The following is a 263-nucleotide window of genomic DNA, read 5'->3' as shown; positions in this document are numbered from 1 at the left end:
GCCCATGACGATGGGAAGCTCAGGATTGATGGCTTTACAGGTTTGCGCAATACGCAAAGCGCCGAGCATGTTACCGGGAAAAGGCACGGTTAACGCGACCACGCTAGGCTGAGTTTCTTCTAGATACTGCTCGACCAACTGTTCCAAAATTTCCGAGCTGAAACTAGGGTCTCCCATCAAGGTGTCGTAGAGGTTGTCAAAGCTTGGGTTGGCCGACGCTAATTTTTCGCCATAGCGGCTGACTTCAAAGTAAGGATCAACCC

General features: G+C 51.0%; 1 protein-coding gene. It reads right to left on the bottom strand.

What is annotated here, in order from left to right:
• Positions 1–263 (bottom strand): hypothetical protein (locus AAEY72_RS15340; protein ID WP_352311445.1); only part of this gene is annotated, 263 nt, incomplete at both ends.

The sequence above is a fragment of the Psychrobacter sp. W2-37-MNA-CIBAN-0211 genome, from assembly GCF_040309405.1.
Lineage (GTDB): Bacteria > Pseudomonadota > Gammaproteobacteria > Pseudomonadales > Moraxellaceae > Psychrobacter > Psychrobacter glaciei.
This window is presented reverse-complemented; position numbering and strand designations above follow the sequence as displayed.